Origin of the sequence: uncultured Brachyspira sp. (assembly GCF_949287625.1) — a bacterium.
In the GTDB taxonomy this organism is placed as follows: domain Bacteria; phylum Spirochaetota; class Brachyspiria; order Brachyspirales; family Brachyspiraceae; genus Brachyspira.
The window spans coordinates 1-19,361 of record NZ_CASEGO010000048.1 but is presented as its reverse complement, the minus strand read 5'-3'; the positions used below and the strand labels follow the sequence as shown (position 1 = coordinate 19,361).

Genomic DNA, 19,361 nt, shown 5'->3' with positions numbered 1-19,361 from the left:
AAGAATACATTCTACTTTAAATTATGATACTCCTATGCTATACTTTAAGAAATTAAGGAATACTTAAATGCAATATGTATGGAACCCGTGCAATTTTTTCTTTTTAGGTGTTCTGTTTTTTTAAGACTAATCAATAAAATTAGTTATAGTTTTTATTAGATTTGTTTCAAAACTACTTGACAAATAATTTTATATTAAAAATGCCGTTCTTTTATATGACTACAGCAGTATATACCTAAACGACTATAATTTGTCAAAAAATAAATTTTTAAATTTAGTATTTGCGGGGACTAGCCCTGCGAAGCACACCGTCGTGCCCGCTCTGCGTGCCTTCGGCAGCGAAAGGCTACATTTCAGGCTAAACTTAGTAATATTTAGTATTATTTTAGACTTGCACTTTCGCGAAGCGTGCCTTTGGCAGCAACTTTTTGCGGCGGGAAAAAGTTGAATAAAAAAATTGACAAACTTAAGAATTTTTAGTATAGCCTCTGCAATCATAAATAAAATTACTTTTGAAACAAGATATTTAATAATGATATGATATTGAAGTTTTTTTATTAATTGTTATATTATATCAAAAAATTTAATTATTTTTAAGGAAGATATGAAAAGAGGCATAACAATAGAAGGTGTAAATATACCCTCAAGATTTTTTCTAGCACCAATGGCTGGATATACTGATTATGTATTTAGAAGATTATCAAGAAGATTCGGAGCAGGACTTCTTATAACAGAGCTTGTAAGTGCTGCGGCTTTAGCAAGGCAGGTTAAAAAAACTTACAGATATATGGAACATAAAGAAGATGAATATCCAATATCACTTCAGTTATTCGGAGCTAATGAAGATGATTATAAAAGGGCAATAGAAATAACTAATTTAAGCGGATTTTCATTTATAGACATTAATATGGGCTGCCCTACCAAAAAAGTAGTAAAAAATAACGGAGGGGCTGGTCTTTTAGAAGATACGGATAAAATGGTTTCCATACTAAAGGCTGTAAAAAGTGTGTCTCCTCTGCCTGTAAGTGTAAAAATAAGACTTGGACTCAAACGAGGAGAAGGCGGAGAAATAGAAAGAGCATTAGCATTAAAAGAAAACGGAGCATGTTTTTTGAGTCTGCATGGAAGATATGCAAGTGATTTGTACAGAGGCACTGCTGACTGGGAAGCTATAGCAAAAGTAAAAGAGGCACTTGGAAAAGATTATATACTAATAGGAAATGGGGATATAAAAACTAAAGAAGATGCATTAAAAGCATTTAATATATCAAATGTAGACGGCATAATGGTGGGCAGAGGTGCTGTTGGCAATCCTTGGATATTTAGAGAGCTTAACACAATATTTGAAGATAATGATGATTATAATAATGATATAACAGAAAATGAAAGCTTAAAAAACATTATTAAAGAACATATAAACGGCTGCTGTGAGCTGTATGGTGAAATAAGCGGTATACATTTTATGCGTAAGTTTGTTATGAAATATCTCACAGGATATAAAATGGAAAAAAAAATTGATCTTATGAAATGCGAAAGCAAAGAAGAATTATTTAAAATATTAGACAGCATAATATCTTAATAATTCAAATATTCATAATAAATAAGGCTCTGCATTAAAAAGCAAAGCCTTATTTTAGTATTATTATTTAAACTATTATTATTTTATTATAACTTACTGCTCTACTAAAATATTTTTCTGAGTATTTTTGTCAAATATATGAAGTCTATTTAAATCAAAATCCATAAATGCATGCTGATCTCTTTCATAATCATCACTTGTATTTATCCTTATAGTAATTTGAGAATCTCCGAAGTTCATATACAAATAACTTTCAGAACCTATCATCTCAATAACATCAATAATAGCCTGTATTAAATTTGGAGAATTGCTTTCTGATTTATCTTTATATAAAGAAACATTTTCTGGTCTTATTCCAAGTACAACTTCTTTTCCGTCGTAAGAATCATCAACTTTTGAAATTCTATCATTATTAAGTTCAATTTCATATCTGTCAAAACTAGCATACCATTTTCCGCTTTTTTTAGTTAAAACAGCATTTATAAAATTCATCTGAGGAGCACCAATAAATCCGGCTACAAATAAATTTTTAGGACTATTATAAAGTGTTTTAGCATCATCGACCTGCATAATATCGCCGTCTTTCATAACAACAATCCTAGTACCCATAGTCATAGCCTCTACTTGGTCATGAGTTACATATACAAAAGTAGTTTGAAGCTGTTTATGAAGTTTAATTAATTCTGTACGCATCTGTACTCTTAATTTGGCATCAAGGTTTGATAAAGGCTCATCTAATAAAAATACTGACGGATTTCTTACCATAGCTCTTCCTAAAGCCACCCTCTGACGCTGACCTCCTGATAATGCTTTAGGCTTTCTGTCTAATAAATGAGATATATCAAGAACTTTAGCAGCCCATTCAACACGTTTTTTTATTTCATCTTTCGGAGTTTTTCTTAATTCCAAACCAAATGCCATATTTTTAAATACTGACATATGAGGATATAAAGCATAGTTCTGGAAAACCATCGCAATGTCTCTATCTTTTGGAGCTACATCATTCACTAATCTATCGCCAATATAGAGTTTGCCGTCTGTTATATCTTCTAATCCTGCTATCATACGAAGTGTTGTAGATTTTCCGCAGCCAGAAGGACCTACAAGAATAACAAATTCCTTATCTTCTATATCTAAACTGAAATCCTTAACTACTTCTACCTTATTATCATATACTTTTCTTACATGCTCAAATTTTATACTTGACATAATAACTCCTTCCTTTTATTTATAATATATTACTTTTTTATATACCTAATATATCCAAGTTATTTTAAGCAAAAAATTTCTAAAATCATTAAAAAATCATATATTTTTAAAGTTTAATAGTTTTTTATATAATTGTCAAGTTTTTATGACGCATAAATAGATTTTTATCATTATATTTCACATTTACGACCGATAACATATAAATAAATATAAAATTAGGTATTTTTCACTTAAAATATAATAAGAAGATTAATTATAATAGAAGAAATTAATTATTTGACAGAATATAAATTATAAAACTTAATATTCAGTCAAATAATTATTTAATTTTATATTGAAAATATAATATACTTTTTATTTTTATAAAGTAAATGTTTTAAACTCATTAGCAAGTAAATTAGCGTCTGTACCTACTACTATATGAAGCTCATTATTATTTATTTTTTCTAAAGCTGGATAATACTTCATTATCTCTTCAGTATTAACTTTACTCATGTCTTTCACTTCAAGTCTTAATCTAGTAGCACAATTATCTACTTTCACTATATTTTCTATTCCGCCAACCAAAGGAATAAGCAAAACTGTTTTTACTTTCTCACTTCCTAATAATTTTCTCAAAGCATCAGCAAGCAAACTAGCATCAGTGCCTACTACTACATGCACCTCTGTATCACTTATTTTTTGTACAGCTGGATAATATTTTTTTATCTCTTCAGCATCAACTTTATTTATATCTTTCACTTCAAGTCTAAGTCTAGTAGCACAATTATTTACTTTTACTATATTTTCTATTCCTCCAAGCATAGGAATAAGCAGCAAAGCTCTATTAGAATAATCTGTATTATCATCAGAGTCATTTAAAATCTTTGATAATTCATCAGCTAGATCAAAGGCCTTAATACCAACTACTACATGAACCTCTGTAGGACTTATTTTTTGTATTACGGGATAATATTTTTCCTCATTAACTTTATCAGCATTTTTTACTTCAAGTCTTAATCTAGTAGCACAATTATTTATTTTTACTATATTATCTATTCCTCCAAGCATAGGAAGAAGCAAGAATGCCATATTGCATGAACTATCATCGGAAGCCAATATTTTTTCTAAAGATTCAGCAAGCAAACTGGCATTAGTACCCACAACTATATGAACCTCTGTATCGCTTATTTTTTGTACAGCTGGATAATATTTTTTTATCTCTTCTACATTAACCTTACTCATATCCTTTACTTCTAATCTTAATCTAGTAGCACAATTATTTACTTTTAATATATTTTCTCTTCCCCCTAACAAGCTTAAAGGAAGTATAAATTTTATATCTTTTTTATTATCTTTCATTTAACAAGCCTCATAATATTTAATTATTTAATAATATTAACACAATATTTATTTTATTTCTATATAATAGAACATAAAAAAACCTGCAGTAAAATAATAATACTGCAGGTCATAATACTTTTAAATGTTATAATAACTAAATTATTTTTTGGCTATTTTCTTAAACTCATCTGCCAAGAATTGTACTTTAGGTCCTACAATTACCTGTACAGAAGTTTTTCCAGGTGTTAAAACTCCGGGGAACAATTTTTTAATTTCAGAAGCCTGTATAATAGTGTTATCTTTAACTTCTAATCTTAATCTAGTAGCACAGTTATCAATATCAACTATATTTTCAATACCTCCAAGTAAAGGAAGAAGCATTAATGCTTTTTCAGCATAAGAAGCATCACCTGAAACAGTAACCTCTACTTCTGCTTCATCATCATCTTCTCTTCCAGGAGTTTTAAGATTAAATTTTCTAATAGCAAAATCAAATATAACAAAATAAAGTATAAAGAATACTATACCCTGTACGATAAGCATGTACCAATGAGTAGCTAGAGGGTTTTTAGTAGATAATAACAAGTCTATTAAACCAGCAGAGAATCCGAAACCAGCCATCCATTTGAAGCTAGCAGAAATAATCAAAGATATACAAGTAAGCAAAGCATGTATAACATATAATACAGGAGCTACAAACATAAATGAAAACTCTATAGGTTCAGTAACACCAGTAAAGAAACTTGCAAAACCAGCTGCAAGCATTATAGATTTAATTTTATTTTTATTTTCAGGTTTAGCATTTTTCACAAAAGCCACACAAGCACCTAAAAGACCAAACATCATAATAGGGAAAAATCCTGCCTGATACATACCAGTAACACCTATAGTAGCAGTACCTGCATCTATAGAAGCCTGACCGCCTAAGAAATTAGGTATATCATTAATACCAGCAACGTCAAACCAGAATACTGAGTTAAGAGCATGGTGCAAACCAACAGGGATTAAAAGTCTGTTGAAGAAGCCGTATATACCAGCACCTATAGGACCAAGACCTATTATAGCCTCACCAAAAGCCACCAAAGCTCCGTAAATTGCAGGCCAAATAACCATTAAGATGAAAGATACTACCATCATAACTACAGAAGTAATTATAGGTACAAATCTTCTTCCGCTGAAAAATGCCAAAAATTCAGGTAGTTTTACCTCAGCAAACTTATTATACAAACCGCCTGCTATAACTCCGCAAAGTATTCCTATAAATTGGTTATTAATTTTAGCAAAACCAGCAGGTACTTCAGCAACATCTTTACTTTGAATCATAGCAACTGTAGCAGGTGCTAAAAGAGTTGTTACAACCAAAAAAGCAACAAGCCCCGCCAAAGCAGCAGCTCCGTTTCTATCTTTAGACATACCAAATGCCACACCAATAGCAAACAATATAGGCATATTATCAATAATAGCCCCGCCTGCCTTAATAAAGAATGCCGCAACAGGGCTTCCTCCGCCCCAACCATTAGGGTCAATCCAATAACCAATACCCAACAAAATAGCAGCCGCTGGAAGTACAGCTACTGGAACCATTAGAGATTTACCTATTCTTTGTAGATAATTAAACATATATCCTCCATAAAAATAAAAAAAATAATTATCTTTTATTATTAATAATTATTTACAATTATATTTTCGTCATTAAATATAGAAAATAATTTTATAAATTATAGATTACAATAATAAAAAACAATAATTTTTTACATATATTACTAGTATAGTACTTATTTATGATATTATCAAGCGTTTTTTGTTAGTTTTGTTAACTAACAAACAAATAATTACATATTTACTATATTTTACTTATTTTACATATAAAGTTATTTACTTTAAAAACTTTTATGATAAAATTATAAAAAATATGAGGAGGCATTATATGGGTTTATTCTCTAAAAAAATTGAAATAAAAAGTCCTATAAAGGGAAAATTGATTGATGTTGCTGAAGTAAAAGATGAAGCTTTTTCAAGCAAGGCACTTGGAGATGGAATGGCTATTGTTCCTTATGAAGGAAAAGTTTATTCTCCTGTTGATGGTGAAGTTGTTACTATGGTAGACAGTAATCATGCTATAGGAATATCTGCTAAAGGTATAGAAATACTTGTGCATATAGGAATGGATACTGTTAAATTAAAAGGAAAACATTTCAAAGCTCATGTTAAAGAGGGAAGTAAAGTAAAAGCTGGAGCATTATTAATAGAATTTGACAAAGAAGAAATTGAAAAAGAATATGATATTACTTCGCCTATTATAATACCAAACTTCTCAGAATTAAAATCATTAGAAAAAACTGAACATAGAGATGTTGAAGTCGGCGATGTTATAATGACTATAGTTAAATAATATTTTTTTAATATATTTAATAAAAAAAAGAAAATAATTTTCAAGGAGGAGTTTTTTTTAATAAGCTCCTCCTATTTATTATTGATAAAATAATTAATCTTTAGAATCTTCTTTTAATTTCCTATAAAGTGTAGCTCTCTCAATACCCAATATCTTTGCAACCTGAGCTTTATTAAAATTATTATGGCTAAGAAGATAATTAATATACATCTTTTCAAGCTCTTCCAAAGTAACATTTCCTTCAACAACAAAATCATCATTACTGCTGCTTTTCAAAGCCCAATCTGGAATACTGTTTTCATCTATTTTACCGTCTTTGCACATTACAACCATAGTTTCAATAGTATTTCTAAGCTCTCTAACATTACCCTCCCATTGTAAAGAAGATAATATTTTATAAACTTTCTTATCAACAGAAGTTATTTCTATAGAATGTACTTTTGAAAACTCTTTAATAAAATTATCTATCAAAAGAGGTATATCCTCTCTTCTTTCTCTAAGAGGAGGCATTTCTATTTTTATGACATTAAGTCTATAATATAAATCCTCTCTAAACTTACCTGCTTTTATCTCTTCAGACAATTTTTTATTTGTAGCAGCAATCACTCTTATATCAACATCAATAGGAGTATTAGAACCTACCCTTTCAATTACTCTCTCTTCAAGCACCCTTAAAAGTTTAACCTGAACAGCCTGATTAATCTCCCCTATTTCGTCCAAAAATATAGTGCCTTTATTTGCCGCCTCAAATCTCCCTATCTTTTTATCAACGGCACCTGTAAAAGAACCTTTTTCATGACCGAATAATTCGCTTTCAAGTACACCTTCAGAAAGTGCCGCACAGTTTACAGTAATATACGGCTGTTTCGCTCTGTCCGATATTTGATGAATTGCACTTGCTACTAATTCCTTACCTGTTCCGCTTTCTCCCTCTATAAGAACTGTAGCTTTAGTTCTTGCAACCTGTTTTATTGCTTCATAAACTTTTAATATCTTAGCACTATGACCTATCATTCCGTAAAAACTTTCATTGTAGTCTACACGTTTTTCTAAAGTTTCATTAGTCTTTTTTATGTTTTTACTCTCTAAAGCCCTAGCTATTATTAAAAGCATTTTATCAAGATTAAAAGGCTTAGTCATAAAGTCATAAGCTCCCAGCCTCATCATCTCAACTGCTGTCTCAACATTGCCATGCCCTGTGAGAACTATAACTGGTATATGCTTATCAAACTCCAATATATCTTTTAAAAATTCCTCTCCTGTTTTTTCAGGCATTTTTAAATCCGTTATAACTAAATCTATTCCGCCTTTATAAACAGTTTCTATACCCTTTTCTCCGTTTTCAGCAGTTACTACTTCATAACCCTCAAACTCTAATGATTTTTTGATACCATCTCTTATATTTTTTTCATCGTCTATTACTAATATCTTAGGCATAATCTAATAAATCCGTATTTAAAAATTTTTGATTTTCTTGCTTTAAAGGCAGCTTTATTATAACCTCACTGCCCTTTTCATATTCGCTTTCTATTGTTATATTGCCGTTATGAGCCTCTATTATACGAACAACATTTGTAAGTCCAAGTCCTGTACCATGTCTTTTTGTAGTAAAATAAGGCTCGAATATTTTATTTAATGTTTCTTCTTTCATTCCAATGCCTGTATCTCTTATACTTATAACAGCATAGTTATCAATAGTTTTTAATTTTATATAAATCTCTTTTTTATTATCCCTTTTATTCTCATTCATAGCATCAATTGCATTCTGTATTATGTTAATTAATGCCTGTTTTATATATCTTTCATCTAATTTTAGTATTAAATTGTCTTTATCAAATTTTATATCTATACTAACATTATTTTTCTCTATCTCATATTTTAAAAATGAAACCGTAGAAAGAATAAGAGCATTTATATTAACATCTTCAATATTTAATTCTAATTTACGTACAGAAAACAAAAATGAGTTAATGGTATCTTCAAGCCTTCCAATTTCCTCTTTGATAATATTAGAATATTCTTTAAAATCCTTATAGCACTGACAATCATTGTCCATATTCTTTTTTATTATCTTATCTATAAGCTGAACATATATAGAAATAGATCCAAGCGGATTTTTTATTTCATGTGCAACACCAGCAGCAAGAGTTGTAAGAGAAGCAAGCTGTTCTGCACGTTTAAGTTTCTGAGCACTCTCATATGTCTTTGTTATATCAAATGCTTTTATAAGAGTACCTATAATTCTTCCGTTCTCTCCTATAGGAAGTATATTTATCTGAAGTATTCTTTCATTTTCATTATCTTTTAATAATTTAGTTTCTGAGTCATTACTATTAACAAGCTCAAGTATAGTTTTTCCTATATCATTATCAGGCATGCATTGTGAAAGAGATTCCCCTTCAGAGTTTCTAGGTATTGAAAACAGGAAGCAAGCTTTTTTATTTATTCCCTGTATCATTCCTTCATTATCTATTGCTATTATACCCTCTTCGAGATTTTCTATAATAATATTTTGAGAATACCAAAGCGTGGATAATCTTTGAAACACTTTTTTCTTTTCAGCATCAGAAACTTTATCGAAATTCTGAAAAATTTTATCAAAAAACTGATTGGTTCTATTCATTTTATAAAGTATAATAAAAATAAAAAAAACTTCAATAGATATGCTTTATAATTTTATATGATTTCATACTTCATCATTTATTATAGTCATATGAATATGGTCTTCCCATTTTCCATTAATCTTTAAATATTTTTTTGCAAGCCCCTCATATTCAAAACCCAATCTTTTTGCCAATTCTAATGAAGGTTTATTATGAGGCATAATATTAGCTTCCACTCTATGAAGTTTTAACTCTTTAAAAACTATTATTACTGCTGCTTTTAATGCTTCTGTCATATAACCTTTATGCTGTTCAAACTCATCTAATTTATAGCCTACAGTAGATGATAAAAAACTGCCCATAAATATATTAGTAAAATTAATCATTCCTATAATTCTTTTTTTATCTTCTATCTTATAAATCCAAAATTTAAGCATTCTTCCTGCTTTAATTTCTTCAAGTTCTCTTTTTATAATATTTTTATGAGTATTAACTTTATAAAAAACTTCAGGTCTTTCTGGGTCAAATTTCTTAAAAAAATCTCTGTTTCTGCTGTAAAAATCTGTTATACTCTCTGCCATACTTATACTCGGCTGAACTAAAAAAAGTCTGCTTGTTTTATAAGTCTTTTTAAGCATAAAAAACAACCTCTTTAAACAAAAATCATCAAGAAATAATTTTGAAACCTTCTATATTAAATCCCTCATGAGAAAGCAGATACTCTTTTTTATCCAATCCTCCAGCATAACCAGTTAATCTTCTGTTAGAACCAACAACCCTATGACAAGGTATTATAATAGCTATACTGTTTTTTCCTTCGGCTGTGCCTACTGCTCTTGATATGCTTCCTTTTTTATCTGAAATACTTTTTGCTATATCCGAATATGTCAAAACTTTTCCGAAAGGTATTTTTGAAGTTTCAATCCAAACATTATATTGAAAATCTGTACCATATACTCCTAAATCTACAGTAAATGTTCTGCTGTTTTTAAAAAAATAATTATCAAGTTCTTTTTTTGCTTTTTTTATAATGGCAGGTTCTTCATCTTTTATAATAATTTGATTATCATTTAAATTAAATGTTAATGAAGTAATATATTGACAGTCATCATTAGAAGTAAGTATTAAATCCCCTATAGGACTTTTATAAACATAGGCTTTTTTAGAATATTCTCTTTTATCAAGCCTAATAATCTTCACAGTCTAACCTTTTTAAGATTAATAAGAGGGCATGATGAATAAAGCCCTTCTATCACATCTGGATTAACAGCAGCCGATGCGTATTCAAGTACATTAACACTGACTAAATACTCGGCATCAATAGAAGCTACATATTCTGCAGTGTCTCTTGCTGTATAAAATACGCAGTAGTCCAAAGCAACACCTACAAAATCGAGTATCAGCGTTTCTTTATTTTCTCTTGCCGCATCTATAAACTCTTTATGCATATAAGAAAATCCAGAATTTCCCTCATCATCAGGATCAACACCCTTTTGAACATATATATAATCTCTCTTCTTTCTAAGCCCGTCAACTATAGCCGATCCGTAAGTTCTTGCAACACAATGACGAGGCCAAAGAGTTAATATCTCTTCATCTCCTGTATCCTGATCTATTACTTTTATTTTTGAAAAAGGCTCTTTTTCATGAGTAGAGGCAAATGATATGTGATTGGAAGGATGCCAATCCTGAGTGGCAATTATAGCATCATATTCGCCATTTTTTATAAGATCATTGATTACAGGTACAAGTTTTACAGCACCTTTTACTGCCATAGGACCGCCTTCCATATAATCATTTTGCATATCTACTATTGTCAATATCTTTATTTTACTCATAGCACTAAATCCGTAATTTAGGAAATTTTCTTAAGACCTATACTCTCCTGTATAGGTATAAGTGCCTGTATAGTTTCTTTAATAAGTTCATCAATAGGAACTCCTAACATATCAGCACCATTATTTATTACTGTTCTATCAACTTTAGCTGCAAATGCTTTATCTTTTAATTTCTTCTTTACTGATTTTACTTCCATATCGTCCAAACTCTTTGAAGGTCTCACTAAAGCACATGCTGTAATAAAACCTGCAAGCTCATCAACAGCATATAATGTTTTCTCCATATTGCTTAAAGGTTCTATATCAGTACAAAGTCCGTAACCATGACTTTGAATGGCTCGTATAAAATCGCTTGGAAGTCCCTCTTCCTCAAGTATCTCTTTAACTTTTATACAATGCTTATCTGGGTATTTCTCATAGTCCATATCATGCAAAAAGCCAACCATACCCCACTCGTCTTCATCTTCGCCGTACTTTTTAGCAAAATATCTCATCACTGCTTCTACAGATAAAGCATGTTTAAATAAAGACTGCTCTTCATTGTATTTTTTAAATAATTCAACAGCTCTTTCTCTTTCTATGCTTGCCATTTAAAAACCTCCAAAGATTAGCATAAGTATATATTATATTTTTCTATTTTTCAATATTTTTATTCTTATATTTATATAAATTAAAATAAATATCACAAAAAAATTATAATAAAAATCAATATAAAAACGATTATTATATAGTATTAGTATACATAATATTATAATAGGACTTAATAATGAAAAAAATTATAATAGCTCTTATATTTATAAATATCATAAATCTATACCCTGTAACTGAAAATGAAAACAAAATGATAAATGCTGTAAAAATAGGAGATGTAAGAACTATACAAACATTATTATCTCAAAATGTAAGCCCTAATACCAAAGATGAAAGAGGATATTCTTTACTGCATATAGCTGCTGAAAATAATCAAACCTCTTCTATAAACGCATTAAAAAACTCTCCGTATACTGATTTAAATCTGCTTTTAGATAAAAATACAAATATCACAAATAATAATAAAAATATAAATGTTTCATACTGCTCTGCTATGGACATTGCTGCTATTAATAATAACTTTGAAAGTGTAAAATTATTAATAGATTCAGGAGCAAATATCAATTTTCAAATGAAAGAAAAACCAAGAAGTGAGTTTATAGCTTCAGAATATGCAAGTCCAAAAATACTAGAGCTTTATTTAAATAAAAATATATATCTTCTTATGAACAGCGAAGATGTTATATCATTAATAAAATCTGCTTCTATTGGAAATAATGCTCAAAATATAAACTATCTAGTAAAAACGCTGGGTATAGATGTAGATACAAAAGATACGAATACAATGCTTCATTATGCTGTAGGTGCAGGATCTATTCAGGCAGCAGAGGAATTAATAAAATTAGGTGCTGATATTAATAATACAAATGCTTATTTCAAAACACCTTTGCAATACGTAATAGAAAATGATTCTAATAAATTACTTGAAAGTGTAAGTCTTTTACTATCAAAAAATGCTGATCCTAATATACAGGATAAAGATGGTAATACCGCTATGCATTTGGCTGTAATGAACTTAAGCAAATCAAAAGAATATCTAAATGTTATGAACCTACTTATAAAATACAATGCCAATATTAATATATTAAATAATGATAATGCAATGCCTATAAATATCGCAGCTGAAAATAACTATACTGAAGCTATGAATATACTAATAAATGCAAAGTCTCAATTAAATAATATTTATAAAGGATATGCACCTATTCATATGGCTGTAAAAAATAATAATATATATGCTTTAAAAAAATTATTATCAAATGGAGCATATGCTGATATAAAAGATGAAATAAAAGGATACACTCCATTATGTATAGCAATAGAAAATAATAATTATGAAATGTGCAGAACACTCATAATAAATAATGCCTATATAGATAATAATGCCATAAACTTAGTAAATAAGTCAGCAAATGAAGAAATAAAAAAATTATTAGAAAGTCATAGAATGGATTAAATTATTTAAAACCAATATCTAAATCCAAAATCCCCAGAAAATCTAAAAAATTTGGCAAAAGTCCAGCCTGTATGACTAGGATACCAGCCAAAAGTACCAAATCCCTCACTACCTACAGCTATTACATTAAGCCCCGGAGCAATCTGCAAAAATATCTCCCAATCTCTGTCAACTATAAAAGAAACACCAAGAGGAACTCTGAAACCTAAACCTATATTCCAATAATTATTACCAAACTCTGCAACAGCCTCAGCCCCTGCCCCAAAATAAAGCCAAGCATCTGATTTTCCAGCCTCTTCAAATCTATGCTTTAATCCCCACCAATCTGCACTAGCACTTAATCCCATCCATGCCCAGCCTTTAGAAGATATACCTACATTAAATATACCGCTGAACATAAAAGGAACAACATCAAATTTTCCTGTTACCCCTAAAGATACCTGACTTGGAAAACTAAATCTAAGAAAAAAACCAGCACTGCTTCCGTCTGGATAATCAGCATATAATTTTGAAGATAATGAAAAAATAGAACAAAAAGAAATTATTATAAAAGCATAAACAGCCGTCTTTCTAAACATAGATAAAAGTCCAAATTAGTATTTAATTATTATTTTTAATAAATATAAAAAATAATATCGAAAAGTAAAGAAATTATCTTTATAAAAAATAAAGCCCCGCTTAAATAAAAAGCGAGGCTGACAATTTCAATTATATTTTTATATTAGAACCAATATCTGAATCCGAACTGGAATGTTAAATGTAGGAAATGTCCTAAATACCAACGATTTCTATGTCTATCATCGGTATCTCCTAGATAAAAACCTAACAAAGATACACCATAGCTATCAGCATGCAAAACGTTAACAACTGGAGCAGGTTCCAAGAAAATTTCCCATTTTTGTTTGATTAGGAAAGAAAAACCTATAGGCATTCTTAAACCAGCATTAATAGACCAATAATCTGAACCAAAAGCAGTATCAGCAGCAAGTCCAGGTCCTAAATAGAAATGAACATCGGATTCCCCTGCTTTACCCAAAGGTATTTTTAGTCCCCACCAATCCATAGTTAAACCAACACCGAAATATTGATAACCATTGTTGAATACATTTGCCACAGCCTGAACACCAAACATCAAAGGCACACCTTTAAATTGTCCTACTAGAGTTAAACCCTGATTTGGATATCCAAAAAACAATGAAGCTCCTATTGCTGCACCGTCAGAATAAGCAGCTTCTGCCTTTTTTGGCATAGCAGCAGCTAAAACTAATATCATTGCTGCTGCGAGTGTAATCTTTTTAAACATAATATTCTCCATGTTTTATTTATCTACACTATACAATTTATGTCTAAAAATGTCAATAATTAACATAATATTATTTAATAAAAGTTTTATTTGTATGATAAATAGTAAAATTTATTTTACTAAAACTATATAAAGCATAAAGTTTTTTTGATTATTTTATAATAACAGATTATATTAGTATTTTAAATTATATAAAAAATTGTTATTTTTTTATTTGCTGTTTAAGATATGCTGATATAAACTCATCAATATTACCGTCCATAACTGAGTTCATATTTCCAGTTTCATGCCCAGTTCTTAAATCTTTTACCATTTGATAAGGCTGAAAAACATAACTTCTAATTTGGTTTCCCCAAGCTATATCAGTTTTCTCTCCAGCTATTTTTTGTTTTTCTTTATCGAGTTTTTCTTTTTCAAGCTGATAAAGTTTTGCTTTAAGCATTTTCATAGCCATATCTTTATTATTATGCTGACTTCTTTCTGCCTGACACTGAACAACTATATTAGTAGGTATATGAGTAATTCTTATAGCTGATGAAGTTTTATTAACATGCTGTCCGCCTGCACCTGAAGCTCTGTATGTATCTATTCTCAAATCGGAAGGATTTATTTCTACCTCAATATCCTCATCTATATCCGGCATAACACTAACTGCCACAAAAGAGGTATGTCTTTTAGCATTGGCATCAAAAGGCGATATTCTAACCAATCTGTGAACGCCTATCTCAGAACGCAAATAACCATAAGCATAAAGCCCCTGAACATAAAAACTTATCTGTTTTATTCCAGCCTCATCACCGGGCAGTTCATCAGTAGTTTCAACAGTAAACCCATGTCTTTCACAAAAACGTACATACATTCTTGAAAGCATAGAAGCCCAATCGCAGCTTTCTGTACCGCCTGCACCTGCATTCAAAGTTAAATATGCATTCTTACTGTCAAATTCCCCAGAAAATAAATTTTTAGTTTCAAGTTCATCAAAAATACGCTGAAGCTCTGCACATTCACCTTCAAGCTCTTTTTCCATTTCTGTATCATTAGACTCTATAGCCATTTCTACAAGTTCGTATATATTATTAGAATTTTTTATTAGATTTTCTACAGGCTCTATCTTATCAAGAAGAAGCATTCTTTCTTTCATTAATTTTTGAGCTTTTATATTATCGTTCCAAAAATCATCTTTGGCTGATATTTCATCTATTTCTTTAACCCTTTTATAAATAGAATCAGGGTCAAAGATACCCCCTTAATATTTCTGACTGTTCCTTAATATTTGATACCGTATTTTTTATTTCAGATAATGTCATAAAACCACTTCCTATTATAATATAACTAACTATTATATATTAAAAAGTTATAATATATAAATTTATATGCAGATTTAATATATACCAAATTTAAACTTTACTATATTTAATTATTAATAAAATGATAATGTGTAAATTTATAATCACTAAAAAAATTATTCTTCAGTAGGAAGAATTCTTGTACCATTAGAAGGCTTTAATATATAAACATCAGCATCTCTTCTTGTTCTTTCTTTATAATGAGCATATAAATTTTCTATAACATTTTCAACTTCAGTTTTCTTTAGAAATAATAAAACTCCGCCTCCAAACCCAGTACCTATCATTCTAGCCCCTAAAACTCCGTCCATATTAGAAGACTCTTCAACCAATATATCAAGTTCAGCAGTAGATACCTCATATAATTTACTCAAACCATCATGAGTTTTAAGTATCAAATTAGCCAAATCTTTTACAGAACCCTTTTTAATAGCTTTTACCGCCTGATTTACTCTGTCCTGTTCTGATGAAACGTATAAAGCACGTCTCTGCTCTTTATTTTGAAGCGTCTCTTTTATAAAATCAGCATCTTTAGGCTTTAAATCTGATAGAGATTTTAAATTTGGTTTTTTATCTTTAAGTTTTTTTAATGCATTTTCACATTCTCTTTTTCTAGCATTATATTCACTGTCGCTTGAAGTTCTCTTCTTATTGCTATTAACAACAGCCATACAATAGTCGCCTAAATTAAAATCAAAATATTCATATTTAAGTGTTTTCATATTAAAGAAAAATAATGTATTTTCTTTAGACATAAATATTGTAACATGATCACTTAAAGAAGTTCTATGAGAAGCATATTTTATTTCGCCTTCATAAGAAAGTTTTGCCATTTCTATAGGATCAGCATCTTTTATATTATTAATATCTAAAGCAGCATATGTTAAACAAGCACATAATGAACTTGAAGATGCTAAAGATGTATTAAAAGGCAAATCGGTATAAACAAAAATATCCATACCATGTATTTTGTATTCTTTTTCCAAAAGAACAGAAAAAACGCCCTTAAAATAAACCGCCCATTCATCTTCTTTATTTCTTTCTAAATCATCTAAAGTAAATGATTTTTTTGCCTTAAAAGAATGGGCATATATATTAACTTTATTATCAGGTCTTTTTCTTGCAACTATATAAGTACCTCTGTCTACGGCAGTAGTTATGGTATCTCCGCCTGAATAATCTATAAGCTCCCCTATTATTGTTACTCTTCCGGGAGCAAAGTATAATTTTGTATCGCCTTTTTGTCCGAAAACTTCTCTAAATCTTGCTACTATTTTTAAATGTAATCTAGGTATCATAATTTAATTCTCTCAAAAATTATCTGTTATAAATATCATAAAATAGAAAAAAATCAATAGTATAAATAATACTATTATAAAAAAAATAATATTTTCATAAAATAAATCATTTAATTTTATAAATCGTAAATTTTTTATAAAACTAAAATAAATAATTTATTAAAAATATTGATTTTGAATATAAAGAATAATATAATACTAATTATAATACATTTATAGAAAGGACAAATAATTATGGATAAAACTTTATACAGCAGCTATATAAATATATTAAAAGAAGAACTAATACCAGCATTAGGCTGTACTGAGCCTATAGCAATAGCTTTTGCAGGTGCTAAAGTAAGAGAAGTGCTTGGAAATATGCCTGATTCTGTAACTGTAAAATGCAGCGGAAATATTATTAAAAATGTTAAAGGTGTTACTGTACCAAATTCAGGAGGATTAAAGGGTATTGATGTAGCTGCTGTTTTAGGTATAGCGGGAGGAGATGCTAATAAAAATCTTGAAGTTTTATCATCAATTAAAGAAGAAGATATAGCAAAAACTAAAGAACTTATAAGTAATAACTTCTGTAAATGTGATTTGATAGAGGGTTCTGAAAATTTGCATATTATAATAGAAGCTAAATACAAAGATTCTTCTGCATTAGTAGAAATAAAAAATGCCCATACCAATATTACAAGGATTATAAAAGATGGTAAGGAACTATTTTCTGCTGATAATTCTTTAAAACAAAAAGAACATGATGACAGAGAACTTTTAAATATAAAAGACATATTAAACTTTGCAAATGAAGTCAATATAGAAGATATTAGAGAAACAATTAAAAGACAAATTGATTTAAACTCAGCAATAGCCGAAGAAGGCTTAAAAAACGATTACGGTTCTGGTGTAGGAAAAACATTGATAAAATATTACGGTGAAGATGTACGCAACAGAGCTAAAGCATATGCTTCTGCAGGTTCTGATGCCAGAATGGGAGGCTGTCCTATGCCAGTAGTTACAAACTCTGGAAGCGGAAATCAGGGTATAACTGTATCTGTACCTGTTATAATATATGCTAAAGAAATGAATGCCTCTGAAGATAAACTATACCGTGCTTTGGTACTTTCAAATTTGATTGCAATACTTCAGAAAAAACATATAGGTAAACTTTCTGCATTCTGCGGAGTTGTTTGTGCTGCAACTGGTGCTGCTTCTGGCATAGCATATCTTAATAATGCAGACTACAAAATTATTTGCGATACTATTACAAATGCTCTATGTACTATAGGCGGTATGGTATGCGATGGTGCTAAATCTTCATGTGCTTCAAAAATATCCGAAGCTCTTGACTGCGGAATACTTGCTTATAATTTGGCAAAAGACGGAAAAGTATTCAAATCTGGAGACGGTCTTGTAAAAGATAATATTGAAGCTACCATTGACAGCATAGGAAGAATGGCTAAAGAAGGTATGAAAGGTACAGACATCGAAATACTTAATATAATGATAGATAAGTAATTAAAAAATGATATACTTTTCTAAAAACTAAGTTAATCAATACTGACATTATTTTTATACTTGCACTTTCGCGAAGCGTATCCGAGCTTGTCGAGGATATAAGGTTCTTTTGACGAAGCCCACCACTCTGCGTGCTGTAGGCAAGGTGCAGCCCAAATTTCAGGTATTATCATACATTTAATACGTATCTTTAAAGTATAAAGCTCTAGTAATTGCGTTTTTCGCTCTGCGTGCCTTTGGCAGCAACTTTGGCGAAGCCCGCCTGTGGCGTGTGCGGCAAAAAAGTTGATAATTCTATATAATGTACATCAATTGACAAAATGAAGTCGTTCCAGTATATACCTAAACAATTTTATTTTGTCAAAATTAATTTTTTTAATTTAAAATATTTGCAGGGCTTTGCCCACCGCTCTGCGTACTACGTAACCACCCCAGTTCTTTTGTGACGCTGTCCGCCTTCGGTGTGGCACAAAGAACCAAAAAGACTGCATTTGACAAAGTCCACCTTTAGGTGTAGCCCAAATTTCGGGTATTATCATACATTTAATACATATCTTTAAAGTATAAAGTTCTAGTAATTGCGTTTTTCGCTCTGCGTGCCTTCGGTAACGAAGGGCTATATTTAAGGCTAAATTTAATAATTTATTATACATGTAAAACATAATTAGTACTATTTAGTATTATTTTTATACTTGCACTTTCGCGAAGCGTATCCGAGCTTGTCGAGGATATAAGGTTCTTTTGACAAAGTCCGCCTGTGGTGTGCGGCGGGAAAAAGAACAATAAAAAATTGACAAACTTAAAACTTTTCAGTATATACTAATTAATCTCAAAAGTATAATGCGTAACGGCCTCATCAGGACGGAAATAATCGCTGCCATTGTCTTTAATTATTTTTAACATATCAGCCATAGCTTTAT

17 protein-coding genes are annotated in these 19,361 nt (G+C 30.0%); 4 read left to right on the top strand and 13 right to left on the bottom strand.

Annotation, left to right across the window (positions count from 1 at the left end):
• Positions 1–604 precede the first annotated feature (604 nt).
• A complete protein-coding gene (locus Q1X91_RS08735; RefSeq protein WP_300755968.1) occupies positions 605–1,579 on the top strand; it encodes a tRNA-dihydrouridine synthase family protein in 975 nt (324 codons plus the stop codon).
• Positions 1,580–1,672: 93 nt separating this feature from the next.
• Here Q1X91_RS08735 and Q1X91_RS08730 read toward each other — a convergent pair whose 3' ends face one another.
• The 3 genes from Q1X91_RS08730 to nagE all read right to left on the bottom strand — a co-directional run bounded on the left by Q1X91_RS08730 (position 1,673) and on the right by nagE (position 5,731).
• Positions 1,673–2,788 carry an ABC transporter ATP-binding protein gene (locus Q1X91_RS08730; protein WP_300755965.1) on the bottom strand — a complete coding sequence of 372 codons (1,116 nt, stop codon included), beginning with the start codon at positions 2,786–2,788 and terminating at the stop codon, positions 1,673–1,675.
• A gap of 360 nt (positions 2,789–3,148) precedes the next feature.
• Positions 3,149–4,129, bottom strand: coding sequence for a PTS transporter subunit EIIB (locus tag Q1X91_RS08725; protein ID WP_300755962.1), 981 nt, complete (start codon positions 4,127–4,129; stop codon positions 3,149–3,151).
• Positions 4,130–4,270: 141 nt separating this feature from the next.
• Positions 4,271–5,731, bottom strand: coding sequence for an N-acetylglucosamine-specific PTS transporter subunit IIBC (gene nagE / locus Q1X91_RS08720; protein ID WP_300755960.1), 1,461 nt, complete (start codon positions 5,729–5,731; stop codon positions 4,271–4,273).
• 307 nt (positions 5,732–6,038) lie between these two features.
• On the opposite strand from nagE, the gene Q1X91_RS08715 reads away from it, so the two are divergent.
• On the top strand, positions 6,039–6,503 hold the full coding sequence (locus tag Q1X91_RS08715; protein WP_300755958.1) for a PTS glucose transporter subunit IIA: 465 nt from the start codon (positions 6,039–6,041) through the stop codon (positions 6,501–6,503).
• Positions 6,504–6,596: 93 nt separating this feature from the next.
• Here Q1X91_RS08715 and Q1X91_RS08710 read toward each other — a convergent pair whose 3' ends face one another.
• The 6 genes from Q1X91_RS08710 to Q1X91_RS08685 form a co-directional block, all read right to left on the bottom strand.
• Positions 6,597–7,940, bottom strand: a complete 1,344-nt coding sequence (locus tag Q1X91_RS08710) for a sigma-54 dependent transcriptional regulator (RefSeq protein WP_300755956.1) — start codon at positions 7,938–7,940, stop codon at positions 6,597–6,599.
• Positions 7,933–9,126 carry an ATP-binding protein gene (locus Q1X91_RS08705; protein ID WP_300755952.1) on the bottom strand — a complete coding sequence of 398 codons (1,194 nt, stop codon included), beginning with the start codon at positions 9,124–9,126 and terminating at the stop codon, positions 7,933–7,935. Before Q1X91_RS08705 ends, Q1X91_RS08710 begins: the two co-directional genes overlap by 8 nt.
• A 63-nt stretch (positions 9,127–9,189) precedes the next feature.
• Entirely contained in the window at positions 9,190–9,744 is a 555-nt protein-coding gene (locus Q1X91_RS08700) for a GNAT family N-acetyltransferase (RefSeq protein ID WP_300755950.1), read from the bottom strand.
• Positions 9,745–9,772: 28 nt separating this feature from the next.
• Complete coding sequence (locus Q1X91_RS08695; protein ID WP_300755947.1) at positions 9,773–10,306, bottom strand: methylated-DNA--[protein]-cysteine S-methyltransferase; 534 nt, start codon at positions 10,304–10,306, stop codon at positions 9,773–9,775.
• Positions 10,303–10,944 (bottom strand): isochorismatase family protein, encoded by a 642-nt coding sequence (locus Q1X91_RS08690; protein ID WP_013115086.1) that lies wholly within the window; start codon positions 10,942–10,944, stop codon positions 10,303–10,305. Before Q1X91_RS08690 ends, Q1X91_RS08695 begins: the two co-directional genes overlap by 4 nt.
• A 17-nt stretch (positions 10,945–10,961) precedes the next feature.
• Positions 10,962–11,534: an HD domain-containing protein gene (locus tag Q1X91_RS08685; RefSeq protein WP_300755942.1), complete on the bottom strand. Its 573-nt coding sequence runs from the start codon at positions 11,532–11,534 to the stop codon at positions 10,962–10,964.
• Positions 11,535–11,710: 176 nt separating this feature from the next.
• Here Q1X91_RS08685 and Q1X91_RS08680 point away from each other — a divergent pair, with 176 nt between their 5' ends.
• Positions 11,711–12,991 carry an ankyrin repeat domain-containing protein gene (locus Q1X91_RS08680; protein WP_300755937.1) on the top strand — a complete coding sequence of 427 codons (1,281 nt, stop codon included), beginning with the start codon at positions 11,711–11,713 and terminating at the stop codon, positions 12,989–12,991.
• 5 nt (positions 12,992–12,996) lie between these two features.
• Here the strand turns inward: Q1X91_RS08680 and Q1X91_RS08675 are convergent, their stop codons facing one another.
• The 4 genes from Q1X91_RS08675 to galK form a co-directional block, all read right to left on the bottom strand.
• Positions 12,997–13,569, bottom strand: coding sequence for a hypothetical protein (locus Q1X91_RS08675; RefSeq protein ID WP_300755934.1), 573 nt, complete (start codon positions 13,567–13,569; stop codon positions 12,997–12,999).
• 143 nt (positions 13,570–13,712) lie between these two features.
• Complete coding sequence (locus Q1X91_RS08670; RefSeq protein WP_300755931.1) at positions 13,713–14,294, bottom strand: hypothetical protein; 582 nt, start codon at positions 14,292–14,294, stop codon at positions 13,713–13,715.
• Positions 14,295–14,496: 202 nt separating this feature from the next.
• Positions 14,497–15,601 (bottom strand): peptide chain release factor 2 gene (gene prfB, locus Q1X91_RS08665; protein WP_300755928.1). Its coding sequence is split into 2 segments (ribosomal slippage): positions 14,497–15,528 and positions 15,530–15,601, totalling 1,104 coding nucleotides; the frame shifts between segments, so codons are not numbered across the junction.
• A 155-nt stretch (positions 15,602–15,756) separates the two neighbouring features.
• Complete coding sequence (gene galK, locus Q1X91_RS08660; RefSeq protein WP_300755925.1) at positions 15,757–16,938, bottom strand: galactokinase; 1,182 nt, start codon at positions 16,936–16,938, stop codon at positions 15,757–15,759.
• A 234-nt stretch (positions 16,939–17,172) separates the two neighbouring features.
• On the opposite strand from galK, the gene Q1X91_RS08655 reads away from it, so the two are divergent.
• Positions 17,173–18,441, top strand: coding sequence for a serine dehydratase subunit alpha family protein (locus Q1X91_RS08655; RefSeq protein ID WP_300755922.1), 1,269 nt, complete (start codon positions 17,173–17,175; stop codon positions 18,439–18,441).
• Positions 18,442–19,361 lie beyond the last annotated feature (920 nt).

Coding starts and splice junctions, on each gene's coding strand:
- Q1X91_RS08685 (WP_300755942.1), bottom strand. CDS start 11,534: ATGGCAAGCATAGAAAGAGAAAGAGCTGTTGAATTATTTAAAAAATAC.
- Q1X91_RS08675 (WP_300755934.1), bottom strand. CDS start 13,569: ATGTTTAGAAAGACGGCTGTTTATGCTTTTATAATAATTTCTTTTTGT.
- Q1X91_RS08690 (WP_013115086.1), bottom strand. CDS start 10,944: ATGAGTAAAATAAAGATATTGACAATAGTAGATATGCAAAATGATTAT.
- Q1X91_RS08715 (WP_300755958.1), top strand. CDS start 6,039: ATGGGTTTATTCTCTAAAAAAATTGAAATAAAAAGTCCTATAAAGGGA.
- Q1X91_RS08670 (WP_300755931.1), bottom strand. CDS start 14,294: ATGTTTAAAAAGATTACACTCGCAGCAGCAATGATATTAGTTTTAGCT.
- Q1X91_RS08735 (WP_300755968.1), top strand. CDS start 605: ATGAAAAGAGGCATAACAATAGAAGGTGTAAATATACCCTCAAGATTT.
- Q1X91_RS08680 (WP_300755937.1), top strand. CDS start 11,711: ATGAAAAAAATTATAATAGCTCTTATATTTATAAATATCATAAATCTA.
- Q1X91_RS08655 (WP_300755922.1), top strand. CDS start 17,173: ATGGATAAAACTTTATACAGCAGCTATATAAATATATTAAAAGAAGAA.
- Q1X91_RS08705 (WP_300755952.1), bottom strand. CDS start 9,126: ATGAATAGAACCAATCAGTTTTTTGATAAAATTTTTCAGAATTTCGAT.
- Q1X91_RS08730 (WP_300755965.1), bottom strand. CDS start 2,788: ATGTCAAGTATAAAATTTGAGCATGTAAGAAAAGTATATGATAATAAG.
- galK (WP_300755925.1), bottom strand. CDS start 16,938: ATGATACCTAGATTACATTTAAAAATAGTAGCAAGATTTAGAGAAGTT.
- Q1X91_RS08725 (WP_300755962.1), bottom strand. CDS start 4,129: ATGAAAGATAATAAAAAAGATATAAAATTTATACTTCCTTTAAGCTTG.
- nagE (WP_300755960.1), bottom strand. CDS start 5,731: ATGTTTAATTATCTACAAAGAATAGGTAAATCTCTAATGGTTCCAGTA.
- Q1X91_RS08710 (WP_300755956.1), bottom strand. CDS start 7,940: ATGCCTAAGATATTAGTAATAGACGATGAAAAAAATATAAGAGATGGT.
- Q1X91_RS08700 (WP_300755950.1), bottom strand. CDS start 9,744: ATGCTTAAAAAGACTTATAAAACAAGCAGACTTTTTTTAGTTCAGCCG.